Source organism: Thermoplasma acidophilum DSM 1728, assembly GCF_000195915.1.
In the GTDB taxonomy this organism is placed as follows: Archaea; Thermoplasmatota; Thermoplasmata; order Thermoplasmatales; family Thermoplasmataceae; genus Thermoplasma; species Thermoplasma acidophilum.
Genome location: NC_002578.1, coordinates 1,180,678 through 1,201,698 on the forward strand (window position 1 = coordinate 1,180,678; position 21,021 = coordinate 1,201,698).

24 protein-coding genes and 2 tRNA genes are annotated in these 21,021 nt (G+C 44.8%); 17 read left to right on the forward strand and 9 right to left on the reverse strand.

Annotated elements, in window-relative coordinates:
* Positions 1 to 98 precede the first annotated feature (98 nt).
* Together TA_RS05745 and TA_RS05750 are read left to right on the forward strand one after the other, a co-directional pair.
* Complete coding sequence (locus tag TA_RS05745) at positions 99 to 410, forward strand: ArsR/SmtB family transcription factor (protein ID WP_052295730.1); 312 nt, start codon at positions 99 to 101, stop codon at positions 408 to 410.
* Between the two features lie 52 nt (positions 411 to 462).
* Positions 463 to 1,416, forward strand: a complete 954-nt coding sequence (locus TA_RS05750) for an L-threonine 3-dehydrogenase (RefSeq protein WP_010901521.1) — start codon at positions 463 to 465, stop codon at positions 1,414 to 1,416.
* Positions 1,417 to 1,425: 9 nt separating this feature from the next.
* On the opposite strand, the gene infB is transcribed toward TA_RS05750, so the two are convergent.
* From infB to rpl7ae, 5 genes are read right to left on the reverse strand one after another with little or no spacing between them, the layout of a single operon-like run.
* Positions 1,426 to 3,195 carry a translation initiation factor IF-2 gene (gene infB / locus TA_RS05755; protein WP_010901522.1) on the reverse strand — a complete coding sequence of 590 codons (1,770 nt, stop codon included), beginning with the start codon at positions 3,193 to 3,195 and terminating at the stop codon, positions 1,426 to 1,428.
* Positions 3,173 to 3,619: a nucleoside-diphosphate kinase gene (gene ndk, locus TA_RS05760; RefSeq protein ID WP_010901523.1), complete on the reverse strand. Its 447-nt coding sequence runs from the start codon at positions 3,617 to 3,619 to the stop codon at positions 3,173 to 3,175. Before ndk ends, infB begins: the two co-directional genes overlap by 23 nt.
* Positions 3,616 to 3,819, reverse strand: a complete 204-nt coding sequence (locus TA_RS05765) for a 50S ribosomal protein L24e (protein WP_010901524.1) — start codon at positions 3,817 to 3,819, stop codon at positions 3,616 to 3,618. Before TA_RS05765 ends, ndk begins: the two co-directional genes overlap by 4 nt.
* Positions 3,819 to 4,028 (reverse strand): 30S ribosomal protein S28e, encoded by a 210-nt coding sequence (locus tag TA_RS05770; protein ID WP_010901525.1) that lies wholly within the window; start codon positions 4,026 to 4,028, stop codon positions 3,819 to 3,821. The genes TA_RS05765 and TA_RS05770 overlap by 1 nt, the downstream gene beginning before the upstream one ends.
* A gap of 11 nt (positions 4,029 to 4,039) precedes the next feature.
* Positions 4,040 to 4,405 (reverse strand): 50S ribosomal protein L7Ae, encoded by a 366-nt coding sequence (rpl7ae, locus tag TA_RS05775; protein WP_010901526.1) that lies wholly within the window; start codon positions 4,403 to 4,405, stop codon positions 4,040 to 4,042.
* A gap of 216 nt (positions 4,406 to 4,621) precedes the next feature.
* Here rpl7ae and TA_RS05780 point away from each other — a divergent pair.
* The 6 genes from TA_RS05780 to TA_RS05805 all read left to right on the forward strand — a co-directional run bounded on the left by TA_RS05780 (position 4,622) and on the right by TA_RS05805 (position 9,601).
* Positions 4,622 to 4,706: transfer RNA gene (locus TA_RS05780), tRNA-Ser, on the forward strand.
* A gap of 130 nt (positions 4,707 to 4,836) precedes the next feature.
* Positions 4,837 to 5,634, forward strand: coding sequence for a DODA-type extradiol aromatic ring-opening family dioxygenase (locus tag TA_RS05785; RefSeq protein ID WP_048161962.1), 798 nt, complete (start codon positions 4,837 to 4,839; stop codon positions 5,632 to 5,634).
* A 104-nt stretch (positions 5,635 to 5,738) separates the two neighbouring features.
* Entirely contained in the window at positions 5,739 to 6,239 is a 501-nt protein-coding gene (locus tag TA_RS05790) for a DUF4382 domain-containing protein (protein WP_010901528.1), read from the forward strand.
* A gap of 136 nt (positions 6,240 to 6,375) precedes the next feature.
* Positions 6,376 to 7,320, forward strand: a complete 945-nt coding sequence (locus TA_RS05795) for a TIGR00269 family protein (RefSeq protein ID WP_010901529.1) — start codon at positions 6,376 to 6,378, stop codon at positions 7,318 to 7,320.
* A 194-nt stretch (positions 7,321 to 7,514) separates the two neighbouring features.
* Entirely contained in the window at positions 7,515 to 8,924 is a 1,410-nt protein-coding gene (locus TA_RS05800) for an APC family permease (protein WP_241761818.1), read from the forward strand.
* An 83-nt stretch (positions 8,925 to 9,007) separates the two neighbouring features.
* Complete coding sequence (locus TA_RS05805; protein WP_010901531.1) at positions 9,008 to 9,601, forward strand: cob(I)yrinic acid a,c-diamide adenosyltransferase; 594 nt, start codon at positions 9,008 to 9,010, stop codon at positions 9,599 to 9,601.
* Between the two features lie 173 nt (positions 9,602 to 9,774).
* Here the strand turns inward: TA_RS05805 and TA_RS05810 are convergent, their stop codons facing one another.
* From TA_RS05810 to TA_RS05825, 4 genes are all read right to left on the reverse strand, one after another.
* Complete coding sequence (locus TA_RS05810) at positions 9,775 to 10,662, reverse strand: spherulation-specific family 4 protein (protein WP_048161966.1); 888 nt, start codon at positions 10,660 to 10,662, stop codon at positions 9,775 to 9,777.
* A 102-nt stretch (positions 10,663 to 10,764) separates the two neighbouring features.
* Positions 10,765 to 11,880: an NAD(P)/FAD-dependent oxidoreductase gene (locus tag TA_RS05815; RefSeq protein ID WP_048161968.1), complete on the reverse strand. Its 1,116-nt coding sequence runs from the start codon at positions 11,878 to 11,880 to the stop codon at positions 10,765 to 10,767.
* A gap of 368 nt (positions 11,881 to 12,248) precedes the next feature.
* Positions 12,249 to 12,320: transfer RNA gene (locus tag TA_RS05820), tRNA-Cys, on the reverse strand.
* Between the two features lie 69 nt (positions 12,321 to 12,389).
* Entirely contained in the window at positions 12,390 to 13,058 is a 669-nt protein-coding gene (locus TA_RS05825; protein WP_010901534.1) for a 16S rRNA (pseudouridine(914)-N(1))-methyltransferase Nep1, read from the reverse strand.
* 209 nt (positions 13,059 to 13,267) lie between these two features.
* Here TA_RS05825 and TA_RS05830 point away from each other — a divergent pair, with 209 nt between their 5' ends.
* From TA_RS05830 to TA_RS05870, 9 genes are all read left to right on the forward strand, one after another.
* Positions 13,268 to 13,738, forward strand: coding sequence for a DUF1641 domain-containing protein (locus TA_RS05830; protein ID WP_052295731.1), 471 nt, complete (start codon positions 13,268 to 13,270; stop codon positions 13,736 to 13,738).
* Between the two features lie 469 nt (positions 13,739 to 14,207).
* Positions 14,208 to 15,743, forward strand: a complete 1,536-nt coding sequence (locus TA_RS05840) for a tetratricopeptide repeat protein (RefSeq protein ID WP_156778533.1) — start codon at positions 14,208 to 14,210, stop codon at positions 15,741 to 15,743.
* Positions 15,744 to 15,800: 57 nt separating this feature from the next.
* Complete coding sequence (locus TA_RS05845; RefSeq protein WP_010901538.1) at positions 15,801 to 16,589, forward strand: hypothetical protein; 789 nt, start codon at positions 15,801 to 15,803, stop codon at positions 16,587 to 16,589.
* 252 nt (positions 16,590 to 16,841) lie between these two features.
* A complete protein-coding gene (locus TA_RS05850; RefSeq protein WP_048161974.1) occupies positions 16,842 to 18,074 on the forward strand; it encodes an NAD(P)/FAD-dependent oxidoreductase in 1,233 nt (410 codons plus the stop codon).
* A 4-nt stretch (positions 18,075 to 18,078) separates the two neighbouring features.
* Positions 18,079 to 18,369, forward strand: coding sequence for a hypothetical protein (locus tag TA_RS05855; protein ID WP_156778534.1), 291 nt, complete (start codon positions 18,079 to 18,081; stop codon positions 18,367 to 18,369).
* 100 nt (positions 18,370 to 18,469) lie between these two features.
* Positions 18,470 to 18,907, forward strand: a complete 438-nt coding sequence (locus TA_RS05860; protein WP_010901540.1) for a 30S ribosomal protein S15 — start codon at positions 18,470 to 18,472, stop codon at positions 18,905 to 18,907.
* Positions 18,904 to 19,527, forward strand: coding sequence for a DHH family phosphoesterase (locus TA_RS08325; RefSeq protein WP_241761819.1), 624 nt, complete (start codon positions 18,904 to 18,906; stop codon positions 19,525 to 19,527). The genes TA_RS05860 and TA_RS08325 overlap by 4 nt, the downstream gene beginning before the upstream one ends.
* A 119-nt stretch (positions 19,528 to 19,646) precedes the next feature.
* Complete coding sequence (locus TA_RS08330) at positions 19,647 to 20,243, forward strand: DHH family phosphoesterase (protein ID WP_241761820.1); 597 nt, start codon at positions 19,647 to 19,649, stop codon at positions 20,241 to 20,243.
* A 73-nt stretch (positions 20,244 to 20,316) separates the two neighbouring features.
* Complete coding sequence (locus TA_RS05870) at positions 20,317 to 21,003, forward strand: hypothetical protein (RefSeq protein ID WP_010901542.1); 687 nt, start codon at positions 20,317 to 20,319, stop codon at positions 21,001 to 21,003.
* Positions 21,004 to 21,021 lie beyond the last annotated feature (18 nt).

Here is a 21,021-nt window from a genome sequence, read left to right on the forward strand (position 1 = left end):
CCGATTTCTAGCATCATATAGATATATTTCTATTTAACTATGCAATGCCATATCATGTTCAGAAAATTATATGTTTCATGAGCCATTATATTAGCATCATGGAATCGTCCTGCAAGGTCATAAAACTGAGAAGCCCCGATCTGAGCGATTACGAGGATAGGGAAAAGATCGTGGAATCACTTGCGTCCAAGGTCAGGCTGGCAATACTGGACCTCATGGTGGAATACGGCGAGGTCTGTACATGCGAACTTGTGCCTGCCCTCGGCCTTTCGCAGCCAACCATCACGATCCATCTGAGCAAACTTTACGAAGCAGGGATTATAGAGAAACGTGAGGTGAAGAAGTTCACATTCTACCACATAAATCCGCGATACAGCGGCATCGTGGAGAGCGTACTCAGGCTAAGATAAATCATACCACGCCTGGTAAAATTGTTTTTATATTGATCTTCGATGCATACTTATGATACTTGTCACTGGATCTTCCGGTCAGATCGGCACTGAACTTGTTCCATACCTCAGGGAGAAATACGGGAAGGACTCCGTCATCTCTTCGGATATAATGGAACCCACAGGGACACAGACAGGGTACATACGTCTTGACGTCACGGACAGGGATTCTCTTGATCGTGCGATCGAGAAGTACGGCATAACAGACATATTCCACCTGGCAGGGATACTGTCGGCCAAGGGTGAGAAGGATCCTGATCTGGCTTACAGGGTGAACCTGAACGGAACATACAATGTGCTGGAGGCGGCAAGGCGCCATTCTCTCGATAAGGTCATAATACCAAGCACCATAGGCGTCTTTGGCCCGGAAACCCCAAAGCGCAATGTGCCCAGCATAACTGTACTGCGCCCGAGGACAATGTATGGCGTAACAAAGGTCGCTGCCGAACTCCTGGGCCAGTACTACTATGAGAAATTCAGACTGGATGTCAGATCGCTGCGCTATCCGGGCATAATAAGCTATATGGCTGAACCCACAGCCGGAACCACAGACTACGCCGTGGAGATATTCTATTATGCGGTGAGGATGAAGAAATACACATGCTATCTGCAGAAGAACAGGAGGCTGCCAATGATGTACATGCCTGACGCTCTGCGCGCCCTTACTGATCTTTACGAAGCAGATTCGAATAAGATCAGCCTGAGGAACGGATACAATGTTCAGGCTTACAGCTTCACGCCAGAGGAACTGTATGGAAAGATAGCGGAGAGAATAAACGGCTTCCAGATCGAGTACAAGCCAGATTACAGAGATGGTATCGCGGCAACCTGGCCTGAGAGCATAGATTCATCAGATGCCATAAAGGAATGGGGTTTCAGGTATGACTACGACCTTGACAGAACCGTTGATGATATGATAGATCATATATCTGAAAAATTGGGAGTGAGCAGAAAGCATCTGGTCTAAGCGAGGATTTCAGACCCTCGTTCCCCAGAATGGGTTATCCTTTCTCTTTATCCTTATAATTTCTTCAAGCGTGTCCATTATTTCCTTTTCCATCGGAGCCCTGCGAAGCTCCTTCACGACGTTCTCGGTTATATCCACATACAGAACGTCGTCCGGGAATATCTGGCGGTTGAGCGTTACGTTGTCTATGGCCACGGCAACCTCAGCAGGTGCGTCCTGGTAGCGAACGCTGACATCTTCGTTCCTTATGCTCTTAATAGTACCGGCATACTTTCCGTCGCCCCTTATCAGATTATCCCCAACCTTGATCTGCCCGGTTTCCACCCTGACACCAACGATGACAGGCTTTGATGCCCTGAATATATACTGCGGGAGTATCCTGATCCTGGATGGAACCGGCATGGACATCTTCCTTCCCTGCAGGAGCATCTTCTTCCTTTCGTCCATAACCTTCTGTGTGTCCTCTACGATCTTGTAAATGATGTCACCGGTTACGATGCTCACATCGGATGAAGACATCGCATCTCTTGCCTCCGGCAGAACAGATACGTTGAAGCCTACGATGATCCTGTTGATAGGATCGGGTAGGGTGGATACATCCATTATGTCCCTCTTCGTGATGTCACCGACCTGGGCCTGCTTTATCTTTATGCCCTGCTTGTTGAGCTCATAGCTTATGGCCTCGAGCGATCCGATTGCTTCAGCCTTTACGTATATGCCCTCCTCACTCAGGGGGATATCAACCTTGCTCTCCTCCTCAATCTCCTTCATGACCTGATCCAGGTTGTCCCTGACAACTATCATCGGTGAACCGGATATAACATCGATCTTATCGCTTATGAGCACCCTTATACCTTCAGCTGCGGATACCTTCTTTACCTCCTTGAGTGCACGCTGCCCCTTTCCGGTGTTAACGAAGAGGGCCTTGACCTTGGTCACCGCTGGGCCGTTCTTCGTATTGACAGCTATCGAATCCCCGACTGAAATGGTTCCCTGATAGAGGACTGCATCAAGGGTGATACCTGCAGACTCCTCCTTTCTCACCTCTATTATTGTGGCATGGCCGTTTATGTCCCTGTACTCTATCTCCCTTTCGAGGAAGCGCTGTGCAAGGCCAGCCAGAACCATGAGTATCTCCGGCACGCCTATATTTTTCTTTGCGCTCACGGGTACTATGGCTATCGTCTTTGTGAAATCTGATATCCTGTCGAACCTGTCCGAGTTGAGGCCGAATTCATACAGCTTGTTCATTATGCTGTAGATCCTGTTGTCCAGTTCGTTGACATATTCCTGCCTCTGTTTCCGTATGAATTCGGTGAACAGGTTGGTCTTAACGTCTGTGAAGAAAGGTATCAGATCGATCTTGTTCGCAGCTATTATGAATGGAGTCTTGAATTTCTTGAGTATATCGATGGACTCAACGGTCTGTGGCATTATGCCTTCATTTATATCAATGACAAGGATGGCCAGATCCGCTAGGGCTCCGCCCCTCGCCCTCATATTCGAGAAGGCAACATGGCCAGGGGTATCAATGAACAGCAGCCCCGGTATCTTCAGCCCCTTCGTGTTCAGTTTTTCCGTTTCCTTCAGGATTCTGGAAATATCAACGGTCGTTGCCGCTATCCTCTGCGTAATGCCGCCTGGTTCCTTACTGGCAACAGAGGTACCCCTTATTAGATCTAGCAGTGTTGTCTTGCCATGATCTACATGGCCTAAAACGCAGACTATGGGCTGCCTCAGCTTGGAGACAGCCTGGCTAGTAGATGATTTCGTCGCCATAGGACCATTCTACTATTTCACTCTCGTTGAAGAATATGGGCATCTCGTGCGAATAGGCTTCGGGGGAATCGGATGCATGTATTATGTTCTTCTCTATGCCCATTGAGAAATCTCCACGTATAGTCCCTGGCTGAGCCTTTGAACCGTCTGTGGATCCGGCTAAGATCCTTACGACCTCTATGGCCTTTGGCCCTTCAAGCACCATCGCAACTATGGGGCCTGATGTTATGTAAGTTACCAGATCCTTGAAGAACGGCTTGGATCTGTGCACCGAATAGTGATTCTCAGCCTGATCCTTCGTCATCTGCATGAATTTGAGTGCGACAACCTTCAGGCCCTTATCCTCCAGCCTGGAGATTATGCGCCCGATCAGCCTTCGCTTCACAGCGTCAGGCTTGAGAAGCACAAGCGTACGCTCCGTCATGATTTTGCCCTCATCTTCTTGAGTTCGTGGTATTCATTTGTCCACTTCACATACCTGGGAACGCGGTTCAGCTCTATCATGTTTTTTCTGCATTTGTTTGAGCAGAAATAGAGTATCGCGCCGTCCTTTCTGACGTACATTATGCCTGTCCCCGGTTCTATTGCCTTGCCGCAGAAACTGCAATTCTTTGCCAATACCATCACCTTATTGAAAGCTTCTTGGCTTCCCTTGCGGTCTCCATGAGCATCAGTATGTCACCTACTCTAACCGGACCCAGAACGTTCCTCGCTATGATCCTGCCCTGATCTCTACCTGCAAGTACCCTGACCTTAACCGTCGTTGCTTCCCCGGTCATTCCCGTTCTTCCTATTATCTCGACAACCTCAGCGGGTGTCGCCTCGTTGGGCATCTATTTCACCTTCACTTCTTTATCTGCTCCAGAGCAGAAACTATGGATTTGTAGAGTTCCTCATTCTTTCCATAGTCAACTATGGATACAGAAGCTGCAGAGGCTATGCCGACCTTTGAGCCAAGATCCGCCTTCTTCTTTACGTAGACGTACGGAACTTTCTTGTCCTCGCAGAGGGATGGCAGGTAGTACACAACCTCAGGCGGGTTAACGTCTTCGGCAATAACCACAAGCTTGCTTTCGCCCCTCTCTATAGACTTTATAACCTCGTTAGTACCCTTCTTGACCTTTCCAGTTCTGTATGAACTCTCCACAAGATCCAGTGCTTTCTGCGAAACGTCTTCGGGAGTTTCAAACTTCACATAGCTCTTTTCCATATCATTACCTCCTTCATTTCAATATACGGGCTTTACCCATATGCCAAACGCATATATATTTTATTTCAAGCGTCATGCATCTGGTATCAAGACCTCGTATGATGCAACGAGATGATGATTTGCCGATATATAACTATTTAGAATGGAATTTTTCGCTGACGCTGGAAACTTTTATAAATTTAGCTTCCATAAGGGAAAACTGCTTGGCTATTTAAAGCTGGGATAGCCTAGCCCGGTAAGGCGCAGGTCTGGAAAACCTGTGCTCGTATAGAGCTCGGGAGTTCAAATCTCCCTCCCAGCGCTTCTTTACTGATTTCTATGTTATGGCGTTATTACAGGCATGCGATCATAAAATGCATTTTCATGATCAATCGCATTATTATCTCGCACAATAACAATATGTTAATTTAGTGTATGCACTGATTCACAGGATGACTCTAAATGCGATGGTCTATGCACCCAACACTCCAACGCTCATCGGAGATCTTGGTGTTAAACACACCGAAACAGAGAGGGCCCTGAATGAGATTGGAAGATCATGCGCTGATAGAATAGATACCGTTATAGTTGTTTCACCTCATTTCATCACCTCTGGCGGTTTCGGCATAGTGGCCAGCGAAAGACCGAAGCAGCTTTACGATTTCTATGGCTTTCCAGATTCATTCTATCTGGTGAAATATGATCCGCCCGGGAACCCGGAGATGGGCGAAATGCTCATACGTGAATTGCTGAAGCAAGGAATACCGGCTGGCAATGCGACCTCCTGGGGCCTGGACCATGGCGCCTGGTCTCCTCTTCGCCTGATGTTTCCTGATGCAGATAAGAGGGTTCTTCCCGTTTCAATTTCGCCAGCACTTGGAGCGGATAGCCACTTGAAGCTGGGAATGGCCATCAGGAAGGTCTCATCGGAGCACGATGCGATGCTTCTTGTAACCGGATCCATAATACACAGGCTCGATCTGTACTCAAAGGGGACTGGAGAGATGCCGGAGGAAGCTCTGAAATACCTGGAACTAGCGGCGAAATATATGGTTGCCGGATCATGGGAGGCTATTTGGAACATTTCCCATGATCTCTTCATCGCGGCCTCCCCGGAAGGCGGTGAATATCCATCCAGGGTACTCGCGGGTTCTGCCAGCAACAGAATGCGCGGCAGGATCATGGCACAGGAACTAGAGTTCAACGCGGTTTCATTGACCACTATCCTGTTTTCTGAGGGTCTACGATGATCAGAAATTGATGCTTAACCAGACATTTTTGCTGTCAAAATTATAGGTAAAAATTATCAGAATGGAGCATCAAATTTTAAATATTGATTTTTAAATCGCGTTTTGTGAAGAGATCATCTGCCCTGGTGGCGGTCATACTTGCAGTCATAATAATAGCGGTTGGTGGGTACAGCTACTACGAATTCGCTAGCACTGGAAATATGGCAATATCCGTTTCAGATCTTCCGAGTTCCAATGTAACTGCCGTATACATAACATTCACAGATGTGGCACTGCACAGCAACACCAGTGGCTGGCAGAATTTCACAGTTGACAAGACCGTCAACATCTATGGTTTAACAACGAGCAATGCCTCACTTCTCGCTAACATATCCCTGCACGCAGGAAAATACACCATGATACGGCTCTATATATCGAAGGTTGTGGTCACCATCGCCGGACAGAACTATACATTCAGTACAAGTGCGCACTTTGCATTCATCAATCATCCATTTACAGTATCGGCACATTCAACAACCAGTGTAACGATTGAATTCGACCTGAGGTCCGACCTCAATCTGCAGTCAAGGATATTCACGCCTTATGTTGGATTTACAACTGGCTGAAATATAGATCGAATGGAAATTTTTACTTTTCTTTCTATAAAAAGGATATTCAACATCATCAAAACTGTAATAGCTGAGGTAGGGAGCGTTATGGAAAGATCTTCCATATATATCTGGTTCGCATAGGTGAATGGAGATGAAATGCTCAAAATGCCAGGCTGAGGCCATCTACTTCGCCAAGTACAACGGCCTGTACCTATGCAGGGAACACTTCAATGACATGATAGAGAAACGTGTCAAGAGCGAAATAAGAAATCAGGTGGATCTCAAGAAACCCATGGTGAGGATATCTGTAGCAATTTCCGGGGGAAAGGATTCGTCCGTCACGCTTTACCTGCTTCACAAGATTCTGTCAAAAAGGAGAAACGTGGAGCTTACGGCTTTCACTGTTGATGAGGGCATCAGTGGCTACAGGCCGGCCGGCCTGGAAAGCGCCATAAAGCTCACTAAAATGCTGGGTGTTGATCACAGCATAATCAGATTCCAGGATTCATTTGGAATGACCCTTGATTCGATAGTGGGCGCAGATGCCTCAAGGATACCTTGCTCATACTGCGGCCCGCTCAGAAGAAAGCTGATAAACGAGATGGCCGAACGCCAGAACGCAGACTACGTTGCGCTGGGTTTGAATCTGGATGACTATAGCCAGTCCATACTTATGAACGTCGCAAAGGGCGATTATGACAGGCTTCTGAGAATGTCTCCTCAGAAGGAGGCCAAGGACGGGCTTGTGAGGAGGATCGCACCCCTGAGATCTGTCCTCGAAAAAGAGGTTGTTCTGTATGCGGTTATCAATGGAATACCCTTTGACAGCAGCTGGTGTCCATATTATTCACGCGCACAGCGCAATATATTCCGTGAGGTAGTCAACACCCTGTCCGAGTACAATCCGAGCACCAAATTCTCCATACTCAAATTCTTTGAGAGGGCCAGATCCGATGTGCAGAGAAATGATAAGGCGCTGGGTAGATGCAGGATCTGCGGGGCACCAACTGAAAACGATGTTTGTTCAGCATGCGCTGCTATGGAAAGCCTCAGAAACGAAAGAAAGGCTTCTGAGAGTGAATTGCATGCAAGATGAACTCAATTCCGCCTTCTTTAGGATTCCGGATCCATGAGCTTCGCTGTCTGCATTGAAAAGAGTCAGGGCAACTTCAAATGTGGTGCATGATAGGTGATTTTTCGTATCAGGCTATCATCATTCGTGCATCGCATTTGCTTGCCCTGGCTACTAATTTCACGACATTTTAATCTGCCCGAATGGAATTTCTAACCGTGGCTGGCACATTAAAAAAGGATGTCATAACATTCTGGGGGCTTGTGTTCTATGCAATCATGGTTATCTCTCCAGCGGGGCCATTTGCCTTTACCGGTGCTTCCGCAATGGATTATGCAGGAAAAACTGCACCCCTGACCTTTTTGATTGGAGGGCTAACCCTATTCCTGGCCGTGATAGCTGTTTATGTCTACAGTGGCCGCATCAGCAATGCAGGCGGATATTACAAATTCGTGGAAGCCACATTCAACAACAGGTATTTCAGCAAGAGTGTCGGATTCTACTATCTCTTCGTTGTTCTCAGCAGCATCATAGGTTCAAGCATACTGCTGGGTTGGTTCACATGGATCGGCCTTGAAACCATGATCGGATATTCCCTGCCTTTCGTCTATGTCATAGCGATTTCATTTGTCACTCCTATAATATATCTGATAGTGGGATATCTATCCCTCAACTACAGCCAGAAGATCGCAGTTACAGTTGGACTCATAGATCTGGCATTCTACCTTGCACTGTCCATCGCCATAATACTGAAATCGCCGTACAATGGACTGCAGTATTTCAACATAATGAATTCAAATGACGGCCTTCACGGATTCTTTCTCGGTATGATAGTTGGTGGATTTGTTGCCTTCTCTGGCTACGGATCCATCGTCGTCCTGGCGGAAGAGGCAAAAATGCCAGCTACGAGCATAAAAAAGGCGATAATTACCTCACTTATCATAATGATCTCCTATGATACATTCGTCATATATGCGAATGTGGCCGGAGCTGGCCCTCGTTTACCCGCTGCTCTTAAGTACTTTGCACCAGGCCTCTTCGTCACAAAGAGCTATTATGGAATGGATGTCACACTGGCAGCATTCTTCGTATTCCTTGTTTCTGCGCTGATATCCACCGTTATATTCGGCAACAGTGCAGCCAGAGATCTTTTCTCACTGGCCAGAGACGGAATACTGCCGCCAGTTTTTGCGAGAGTTCACGATAAATACGGAAGCCCGTACATGGCTGTCATCACCGTGTTCGTGATAGCCATCATAGGCATAGGCTTCGGGCTGATTCCTCTGGTGCATTATTACGGCGAAAATTATGGAATGTATTATCTTCTCGTTATAAACGCAATAGTCGGATCAACCTTCACGCTGGTATACCACATAATAATCAATGAAAGCCTTCCATTCTTCATGTACAGGTTGAGGCAGTTAAAGCCGCTAGTGCACATAGCAGGCCCAACAATAGCAAGCGGCATAATAGGCATAGCCATGTATTATTCGCTGACAGGGCTATCATATCCATTATCGCTGGTATATGCGATAATTCCGATTCTCGTTATACTCTCGCTCTTCATAATATACATAATGCGTAACAGATCCATCAGGATGGATACCTTCACCAGCGTTAAGCAGTAGAGATAAACACTCATCTCAAATTTAAACTGTTCTTCGCCTATCCATCCAGTGATATCTATTATATCCCATTTCGATCTTGTATCATGGAAGAGAACTCGAAGCTTGGCCTCATCGACGTTTTCACAGGTGACGGCAAGGGGAAGACCACGGCTGCATTTGGGCTCGCATTCAGAGCCCTTGGATGGGGTTACAGGGTCTACATACTCCAGTTCATGAAGACCGGCGTGTACGGGGAAAACAAATCTGCAATAATGTTCGATAGAAATCTCAAGGTTGATTTTGTCGGAATGCCGTATTTCATCGCATGGGAAAACGAAATTCCCAAGGAGGATCTCGACAAGGTTAAAAACGTTGTCATCTGCAAGAAGGGGCATCCGCCGGATGACTACAGAAGGGCAGTAAAGGAGAGATTTGACAGATCCTTGGAGGAGCTGAAGAGCGGGAAGTGGGATATGTTCATATACGACGAGATCAACGTTGCACTCTATTATTATCTGCTGAGCATGGAAGAGGTCATGGAGATCTTCAAGGCCAAGCCAGATCATACAGAACTTGTATTCACAGGAAGAAAGATGCCAAAGGAGATCATGGAGAGGGCCGATCTCATCACCGAAGTATCATCGCCCAGGCACCCGTACCAGAGGGGGATACTTGCAAGACGCGGTGTTGACTTCTAAACTTCATCGAACGAAAGGACTGGTTTCCTCGTGGTGGAACGCAATGGCATAATCGAACACACTGTGTTCAATCGACAGCGTATGCCCTGTGGGTTCTGATATTTATTCTGACATGAAAAAGCCAGGTATTCAATCTCCGTTAATACTGTTTGATCTAAAATCCCGCTATATTTTCACCGATTTGAGAGTATACTTGCCTCTTGACAGAGGTACACCGGAAGACTCTCGTAAGGATCCGGCATGCCATAATTTGTGAAATAGACATAGGAAAAATAATTCGAGATGTCCTCGACAGTTGATTCGTCGAGTGATTCGATATCATAGCATATGATGGCAGAACCGGATCTCGGAGTGCCATTAACTATGTTGGAAATATTGGCAGCAGGAGGCACTCCGGGATTCTCGTACAGGACTGTTATGTTGAAGTATTTTGTTATGCCTGATGGGACGGAAGTACCTGGGTTTCCGGCAATGTATTCTGCACCAGTGGATCTGCACATATCTGTTATATTTTCATAATATTGCCCGTAGCTAGCATTGTCCGATACCTCATCCAGAAATATGCCGTTCACATGGTACCAGTCCAGATATTCCATGGTCTGGTTTTTCACAACGTCAATGGATCGGTTGCCGTATGAGGTGTAAATATAGCCAAGTACCAGGATGCCGAGGCCTTCCATCTTCTGAGTCCAGTTGAGGTAATCAGAAGAAAAATTCTGTCCTGGGCCATTGTCCGGATTCATTATGACCATGATCGGAACTTTTGGGAATTGCTGGTGGATCTCTAACAGATAATCCCAGGATCCATTCGGATCAAAATAAAGCGGGATAATAAGACCCGTTGTTTCCGTATTTTTATTCGGAATCGCTGAACCGCTGATCTCATAATAATGATAGCCGATTGCCGCACTGATCAAAATTGAAATTATCAGCAAAATGGAAATTTCTATCCTTCTATTGGCTGGCATGGTGCCAGCATTTAGATGGTAGTGAACAATACATATTTTCTGCTGATTCATTCCTCTTTTCGCAATTTTAAAATCCACGAACCTTTCATTCATGGAACCGATGAAGAGATAGTATTTTCCAACACTATACGCAACTATCAGCAGAATACACGAAATGTAAATAGAAAAGAAGTCCGGTGGAGCTATGTAGAAACATCATCCCTTGATCTCATCCCTGTACATCTCCGAAACGAATTCGGCTATCGCGGGTGAAGCTGTCAGCCCCGGTGATTCTATTCCTATCAAATTGATAAAATTGGGCAGGCCATGATCTGCTTCGTTTCTTATTATGAAGTCTCTGTAGGAACCGGACTGTTCCTTGAGCTGTGGCCTGATGCCAGAGGAATCTTCGTGTATATTATAGTCCGATATGGATGGGAGGAATCTCCTAACGGATGCTATGAAATCCATAACATCGGACTGTACGCGATAATCCAAACGAACGACATGATAGGCATTTGGCCCTAGTCTAACCGAACCGGAAAGATCTGGCGTTAGATGTATTCCAAGGCCAGAAGCTTCCGGTATGGGATAGACAAGCATCCTCACAGGGGGCTTTCCGGATATCCTGAAGTAATCGCCCTTGACATAATTGAGACGGTAGCCAAGGGCATCTACATCAAGGCCAGCCATTTCTGCTATCCTGTCTGAATGAAGGCCTGCAGAATTTATTATTGTATTGCATGCCACAGAAAATTTCTGGCCGGCACTTATACCATCTATTATGTATCCCTCTTTTGACTGCCTAATTCCCGTCACCTCTGTATTCAGAGCGACGATACCGCCATTTTTCGTGAAACCGGCATGAAAATAATTCATCAATTCAGTAGGCTCGATTATTCCAGTGGACGGAACATAGATCGCTGCTTCCGCTTTGATGGATGGTTCCATCCTTTTCACGCCATCACCGTCCAGCATCTCAAGGCCTTCTATTCCATTGTTATTCCCATTCCGCATTAGTCCTTCGAGTTCTCTCAATTCCCGGTCTCCATTGGCAACGATCAATTTTCCAAGCCGTTTACAAGGTATTCCATGTTCCCTGCACAGCTGATACAGCATCGCGTTTCCTTTAATGGATAATTCTGCTTTCAGCGATCCCTTTGGATAATATATGCCGGAATGTACAACTCCGCTGTTATGGCTGCTGGTTTCAGCACCTATAATTTTGTTCTTTTCGAAGACGTATACGGAATCACTGTATTTTGATAATTCAAATGCTACGGCTAGGCCAACAACGCCGGCCCCGATGACCACAATGTTTGCCCGTTCCATCTTATGCAGGCAAATCATCGTGAGTAATATATCTTCTTACATCTGAAGGGCTTCTGTTTCCATTACCGAACATGAAGATGACGGTTTGGTGAAAATCAGATCCAGAGTTTTTATTTCCATTCTCCCTCACCTTCCATCTTCGATTAAATATCTAGTCTTCAAAATTCTTTGAATAATTTCGGGCAAGTTCCATCGTATCTTTCGAGTTCATCCATTTTCATTCCGGTCATAGGTTTGAGCCTTGCAACCTTCATAAGTGGTATGATTCAGAATTGCTTCAGGTTTCCATAACAACATCTAATGGAATCGCCGCTGGCAGTTTCTTATCATACAATTGACATCGAAAAATTTTGCATCAAAATTGGTAGAGGATAGGTAGGGATTCGAACCCTAGTAGATGGGATCTGCAGTCCCACGCATGACCTCTCTGCCACCTATCCGCATTAACGGCAATTGTTCAACGATATTTTACTCTTTCCACAGCGAAATAGTCCGGCGACTGCGTGGATCTATGTCAGCCCTACAGCTCTCTCATAGTTAGCTACCATTTCATTGGCGACCGACCATATGGTCAGCTCCTGATCAAATATTGCGTATCTTTCATTGATGAAAGAAGTATCGCTGATGAAATCTCCCTCAGAAAACCCACCAATCACGATGAGAATATTGGCGTTGCTTATAAATTCTGAAGGCTTTCTCATTTCACCCTTAGGGTGTAGAAGTATCGTTCTATCCCTTCTTATAGAATTTATAAGATCCCCCAAACTAGATTCTTCCATGGAAAGCAGCTCCTTTCCATTGTTTGTTATTATCCTTTTTTCAAACAGATCCTCGAAAAGCCCTATGAATCTGTTGTAAGATTTTGGCATCCTAGTTATAGGGCTTATGCGTATCACCTGGTTATTTCTTGTATGAACATATGTTCTAAGCTGATTCTTATGGTTAAGGATCGATTCCTGTGTCATTTCCAGAAGCAGATAGATGATATCAGGTCTGCCCCGACGCTTTGATTCATTTGGAAAGTAGCGATCAATGGACGTATGCATATAGTTTGAGTCAAGTATCATCCTGTCCACGCGCTTGTTTCTCTTTTTTGCAAAACGCCTTATTGCTGGGTCAGCCTGCATCTCTTCAGGTATTGTCTCAAGCTCAGCGTCTGCTATTACCAGATGAAGCATGTCGATGGATGTTTATCAGAGATATTATGTTTCTTATTCGCTCCGTGAAGTCGCTATTCATTCAGGAAATTCGATGATGGATGTTGGCTATTTCCTCAGAAACAAGGTTAATATATCAATTGATACTTTATATATTATGATAACTGGTAAAGCTTATTCAGAAAGATCTCACATTTCGCATTCGGCTATCACTCAAAAGATTCTAGAAAATGGAGGTAGATCTGTTGGAAAAATTGAATGAAGAAACCGGACAATCGTTCAACGATTCATCAATAAAGAAGCTGCTATTGATAATTGACGAACTGGACAAAAGTGGTATTCTGGATATAATCTATAGGATGGCCAAAGACGAGGAGATCATCAGTTCAGTTAAAAGGATCCTTTCGAGCGGCTTTCTGATGAACATAATTGACAATTCTGACATAATAATGAACTCGTTAACAACCATTGATCTAAGCATGTTTCCGCACTATACAAATGCTGTTAAATCAATTGAGACTGCAATAAAAACTGAAGATGTAAGGCCAGTTGGAGGCCTGACGGGTGTCCTTGATAAGATCAGGGATGAAGACACTCAAAAGGGAATAGGCATCGTATTCTCATTGTTAAGGAGCTTGGGAAGGACATGTTCCGAAGCAGAAGGCTGTCCATTTAAGGATGATAATGCACATCTGAAATAGATCTTATTTCAGCGTATTAGTTCTTAGATCCGGAATTCATGCCTTCGGAAGATCATGCAACTATGTCCTGATTGAGCGGAAATCAAACAATACACATTTTACATTGGTTTGGGACCTTTTACTTCAAAAGCTGAAATGAATTGCGAAAGGATAATAAATACGAGGATAATAATGAACGCATACCCATAGGCAGTGGGGAATCTAAGCCTGATAGGCCATCTGAAATGGATGGCACGAGACGAAGCCGAGTCTTCGGGTGCCCGAAGCAGGAAACGTCGATGAAACAGGAACCTACCATAATAAAATATTGGTAGGATGCCAGCTTGTGGAACCGGGCTAACAAAATTGAGTAGGGTGGACTGCCCCGAATTTACGCCTGCTGTGGCTGAATTCTTATTATGGTTCCTCATGATGCATGGCAGGAACCTCTCAGATGAACAATGGGAGGAGTTGGATGCAAGGTGAAAAAATGATACCAAATAAAGATGATGCTGAGGAATTTGCGAATAAAGCTAAAAATGCCGTGAATTCAGGAGATTATGATGGCGCAATAGCAGATATAGAGAGGGCCATAAAAGCGAGCCCGCGAAGCGTTCCTTACCATCTGATAAAGGCTGACGCTCTTTACAGAAAGGGTGATTATGAAGATGCCCTCGATGTGTTGAACTTTGCGGAAACGATTGAAAAGAATAATCCTGAGCTGCTTTCGCTCAAAAGCATATGCTACGGGTCTCTGGGAAAGTTCAACGAATCCAAGATCGAGGCGACCAAGGCAATAAAGGCTGATCCAAACTATCCGTTCGCCTATTACAACAGGGCCAAGGCAGAACAGTACCTTGAGGAGTACGATATCGCCAAGAAGGATCTGCAGAAATATCTTGAAATGCAACCCAACGATCCAGACGCCTACATGGATCTTGCCGATATGGAATATCACGAAGGTGACTACAAGAAGGCACTTCAGCACGTGAATACTGCAATAAAGAAAGATAAGGAGAGCACAGACGCACACGACCTTAAATTGAACATACTTCTTGCGCAGAAGGATATAGAGAACTATCTTAAGGAGCTGCTGGAGGCTTTCAAGGATACAGAGGATTTCAAATACATAGGTACGCTCGTTGAGACCCTTAAGAGCGTTGGATCTTTCGATACCGCAGAGGACATTTTGAAGGAATTCATAAAGATCTACAAGGATGAACCATTTCTTTATGATGCCCTTGCAAGGGTGTATTACGATCAGGATAGGAAGGATGATGCATACAGGACATACGAGGAACTTCTGAAATCCAATGATGATAGGGAGGCAAAGATATACTGGTTTGATTTCCTTCTGGACGACGGGTCATATGATCGTCTGATTGGTGAGATAGAGAAGAGCGGCCTAAAAGATGACGAGGTGCTGGAGATAAAGTACATTGCTGAGGATCAGAAGGGCGATCACAAAGCTGCGCTTAGCACGGCAGATGATCTGTTGAAGCTGGATAGAACACCTTACAACACGAGCCTTTACGGTTCACAGCTTAGAAAGCTCGGACGCCTTGACGAGTCCATAAAGGCACTATCAGAATTCGATGACGATCCAGATGTTGCCTATGAGCTGTTTCTTGCATACATGGACAGGGGCGATGTCCATTCTGCTTCGAAATATCTCAAGACGTCCATAGAGAATAGTGAAGATGACGATGACGTCATATCGAACGTACTGGAAGGAGTGTCGAAGATGATGGATCATTCCGATTTCCAGAGCGTCAATGACTTCCTGGATGGACTTGGAAAGGAGAACGATAACCTCTATATACTGACGGAGGCAATGCATGCAATAAATTCCGGTGTATTCGAAGGTTATGAGAAGGGTAAGGAAAAATTCCTCGGACTCGATGAACACAAGGAAGAGGTCTGTGAATTTGCGAACAATATAGTAGAGCTCACGGAGGGGAAGGCAAAAGCGTTCCTTGAAAAATTCATAGAGGATAACTGCGGAGAAAATGAAATGGAAGAGTAAGAAGATACAAACGAATGTATCTAAAATACCATTTATATTTCCAATGCATTCTGAAACGTGGAAGTTAAGAGGATAGTTGATCCGGACCAGATCGATGGCTTTCTTGATGTTATAAAATCTGCATGGAAGGCCGAATCAGTTGACGGTGCTTTTAGGGATACAATCGCTTCGATGAGGTATCACGGTGGTCTGCTTCTAGGTGCCTTCGATGATGATGGAAAGATCATCGGCATGTCATTCGGTTATCCTGGGTTCAGAAATGGAAAATTATACCTGTATTCCCACATGGCCGGGGTCGTTGAGAACAAAAAATACTCAAACGTAGGATATTCTCTGAAGATGAAACAGAGGGATCTGGCCGCATCCATGGGCTATGATCTCATCGCATGGACATTTGATCCTTTCAACCCTCTCAATGCCTATTTCAACATTTCAAAACTTGGGGCAATAACTCGCACATACATTAAAAATTTTTACGGCGTCATGAACGACGGAATAAATCGTGGAATGCGTACTGACAGGGTCGTGGCAGAATGGTGGATAAACCTTCAGATCGATAGAAACTGTGAAATTATAGACTTTTTAAACGATGTAGATAGATATTCTGAAATCAGTACTATACATGAGAGTTCATGCCTTGGCTTCTACGTGCCACCAGATATATCCTATTTCCACAAATATCCAGACCTGGGATCTAAGTTGAAGGATGCTGCCTTTGAGGTTTTCAATGCCCTCTTCAGCAAAGGATATGCCATAGTTGCCTATAAAAGGGGGAAATCCAACTATTTTGTGTTTAAAAGAATTGAAAACTTAGGCAAGAGAATTTTTGATCCAATAGTAAAATGAACATTCGAATCATTCAATAATTTCATATCCAGGTGGAATGGCCCAATTGCTATTAATATTGCAACATCTGTTTTTATCCTTTGTTTTTGTCCATGACCATGAATGTGATTTTTTTGAAATAGGGATCAGATAACAGCGCTCACTTAAATTTTGCAACATCTAGGCGATATCAATTGATAATTTGATCTATTATATATTCTGTTCAAAGTGATAATAAATCATTTTTAAATAAAAAAGATGAATAGTTAAATCATGTCTGACGTGAAGATTCTGATCCTGGGCGGTAGGTTTGGAGGCCTGCAAACAGCCTACGACCTCAGGAGATATCTGAAGAACAAAGCAGATATCAAAATAATAGAAAAGAACAGGTACATCTATTTCAGGCCGGCCCTTCCGCATGTCGGGATAGGCCTGGAGCGTGCGGAGGATCTGCGCATAGATCTTGCGCAGGTGCTGCCAGATAGAGGGATTGGGTATATACAGGGAACAGTGACAAAGATAGACCCAGAGAGAAGCCTTGTGGAGTATTCCAGAGAGGGATCTGGTGGTTACAAGGAAAAATATGACTTTCTTGTGATCGCCCTGGGCGCGCATCTCGCAAGCGAACTGATAGCTGGCTTTGATAAATATGGGTCAAGTGTGTGTGAGGCTGATCTGGCGGAAAATATGTGGAAGAAGCTAAGAGATTTCAAAGGAGGAAATATAACACTTGGTTCTGCTAAATTCATCCAAGATACAAAGAACAGACCAACCAATACGCCAGACAGATATGCACCGATAGCGGATTCTGCCTGTGAAGGCCCTGTTTTTGAGATGTCAATAATGCTCTATGATTACTTCAAGGCAAGGAATATGCTGGACAAGGTCAAAATGACCGTATACTCTCCCGGCGAATATCTTAGCGATCTTTCGAGAACAAGCAGGTCTACTGTAGCGGCCATGTACAAAGGCATGAACATTGAGTTGGTCGACAACTTCGTTGTGAAGGAGGTAACAGAGAAGGAGGTAATAAGCGAGGATGGAAGGCGGCTTCCGTCGGATATAAGCTTCATCCTGCCACCATACACCGGGCAGAAACTTGTCAAGGATGCGGGCCTTGGCGACGATGTTGGCTTCGTACTGACAGGTACGGATATGAAGTCCGTGAAGTACGATAACGTCTATGCTGTGGGCGATGTGAATGCGCTCATAGTACCAAAGATGGCGTTTCTTGCCGTTAAGACCGCACGGATAGTTGCCGCAAACATAGCAAACAGGCTGGGCATGTCGATCCCTGTGGAGGTATATGATCCCAAGATAGTTTGCGTTGCGGACAGCCCTTATGGGAATTATGCCGTGGCCGTGACGGATTCTACATTTTATGGCGGAAACGTCTCGGAAGCAATACCATCTCCGGCTAACCATCTGAAGAAAACCCTGTTCACAAGGTACTTCCTCTGGAGCAAGGGCGACCTTGCCATGGATAAATATCTGACAAGCTGGTGATAATATGTCGTTGTTGAGTCAATTGGATAATTTGAGCAAGATTACCCCTGAAGATATCGAGATAATGCAGAAGCTATCCAGGATTGCGCAAAAACTTCAGAAACTTGGATTGCTGGATGTACTGGAAGGAGTTCTGGATGATGATCGGACTATCAGCGCCATAACATCATTCCTGACAAGCGACACGATGCTGGAAATACTGGTTAACCGTGATAACCTTGTAAAACTGGTTGCGCTGCTTTCCAAGAATGAAACATATTCGAACTTATCGGCAATACTGGAGAAGCTGAGCTGATCGAGCATTTTCAATATCTTATTTTACTCTTTTTCAGACCCAGAGAGAAAGGAAAAAGTAAATAAATGGGTTATAGATTGCGTTAAAATCAGGTGTAAGAATGGCACGAATGCACACAAGAAAGAGAGGAAGATCAGGTTCAAAAAAAGTTTACGGCGTTCAACCTTCATGGATACAGTACAGCAAAGATGAGGTTATAAACACCATAGTTAATCTTAAGAAATCTGGTGTACCTCCCTCCGTCATAGGTATAAAACTCAGGGATCAGTATGGAATACCCACCGTCAAGGCGGTTCTCGGAATGAAACTCGGAAAGGTTCTCTCAGAGAAAGGGCTTAAGGATGACGTGCCAGAAGATCTCGGGAACCTCATAAAGAGATACAACAACGTTGCCAAACACGTGGAATTGAATCCCAAGGATCAAGCCAACAAGAGGGGAAGGGATCTCATCATGGCCAAAATGCTCCGCCTCGTGAAATATTACAAGAGGACAGGAGTACTTGACGAGAAATGGAACCTAAGTAAGGTTCTGAGATGATCGAAGATCTCATACCAAAGGATCTTTATGATAAATACGCTGAGGCCAAGGATCTGATCCTTGGATCAGATTTTTTAAGGGTAATAGTGCATTATGATGGTGACGGCACAAGTTCCGCGATAATACTCACCAACATGCTGAAGCGCCTCAACAAGAGGTTTCATCTTAGCTATATCAAGGAACTAAACGAAACTGGATTCCGATCACTTATAACAGATGACACAACTATAGTCGCCGACGCCGGATCCGATCAGCTGAGATTTGTACCGGAGAAGAAGAACATAATCGTTCTGGATCACCATTTTTATACAAAGGCCGACTGGAAGGGCATGAATATAAATGCCAGGGATTATGGAATAGACGGCACACATGAAGCATGCGGTTCCACCATGTCGTACATGATGGCGCTGGTTATGGACGAGAAGAATTCTGATCTCTTTCCCTTCTTCATGAGCGGATTGATAGCCGATAAGCAGGATCTGGGCGGCATATCAGGGATGAACCTGAAACTCGTCGATTCCTACGGGGAAAAATTCAGAAAGGATCACGCCTCAATCTTGAAGGTACGACACTCAAAGATTCACTTACATACTCCACCGATCCATTCTTCAAGGATATAACAGGATTCCCGGACAGGGCAGAATCTTTCCTCAGAACTGTTGGAATAGACCCCGATAAAAAACAGCAGGATCTTTCGGAAGACGAAAAGCGGCTTCTTGCAAACGCCCTCGGACTGAAGTTGCTTGAGCAGAAGGCCGGTTTCGAGGCTCTATCATACATTGAAGCTGATCTTTACTATTTCGATTTCGGTTATTCATCCAAGATGCTTTCTTCGATCATTGATGGAAATGGAAAGATGGGCAAGAATTCGGTTCCTGTGGCATATTTTCTTGGATTTGAGAACTTAAAGCAGGAGATGGAGACAAACTGGAAGCTATTCAAGACCAAGATAATCGATTATACCTACAGATCATTGGGAGAGATGTTTTCCACTCCCCATATATCTTATTTTTATGCGCCAGAATCAGAGATGGCTGGTGCCATATCGGGCATTCTCATGTTATATCTGGCAGATCAGACAAAACCGGTCATAGGCTTCAGCGTCGGTAAGGACGAGACAAAGGTGTCTTCACGCGGAACGAGGAAGCTTGTCAGCAGAGGCCTTAACCTTTCACTGGTTATGCGTGATGCCAGCGCAGCTGTAGGCGGATCAGGTGGTGGGCATGACATCGCTGCTGGAGCCGTGATTCCAAAGGGGAAGGAGATACAGTTCCTGGAAACCGCAGAGAAGATCATTGAAACGCAGATAGGCAAGGTGCAAGCGAAAGCAAGGTAGAAATATTATTGTTAAAAATTTATATATAAATTTTACCGAAAAAAATTTAAATGATGATTCGATAATTATATGAATGCCAAGGGTTGGTATAATAACGTCAGATTTCAAATTCTACCATGATGTTATAAAGCAACTTAGGTTATGGAAGATCCCTTTCGTAAGCCTCGATCTCAAGGGAAACATTCCTGATGACGTTGTTGTCATCCTGAGCTCAATCAGGGACGATATTGATCTTCCAGATCAGGTTAAGGCACAGGATGGTTTAGACGGGATTAGACGCGCCATCCCACGCCTTCTCAACAAGACCATGTTCAAGGATCTGACCATCGGCATAGATCCTGGGCCGAAGCCCGGAATTGCAGTTTTTGGTGACGACGTCCTTCTTGAAGCATTTGAATGCCCGACAGTGTTCTCTGTAAGAAAATTCGTAGATTCAATAAGCATGAGTTACAGCTACGAGAACATCACGATAAAGATAGGAAACGGAGATAGACCGAATCGTGATATAATAATGAACAGGCTGTCAGATGTTGATATTTCGATAGAGGTCGTGAACGAGAAAAATACCAGTACTCCGCATAAGATACACGACAATGCCCTCTCAGCGGCCAGAATAGCTCAGATAAATGGGCTCTACCCCATCAAGAGGATACCGGTCAAATTCAGCAGAAAGAACGTTTATGAGAAGGAATTTGTGACCTTGAAGAATGTCATAGAAAACGCAGCCGGAACAGAAGGGAGAAGCTCAAACAGCACATGAACGTACCTGTTGCAGGAA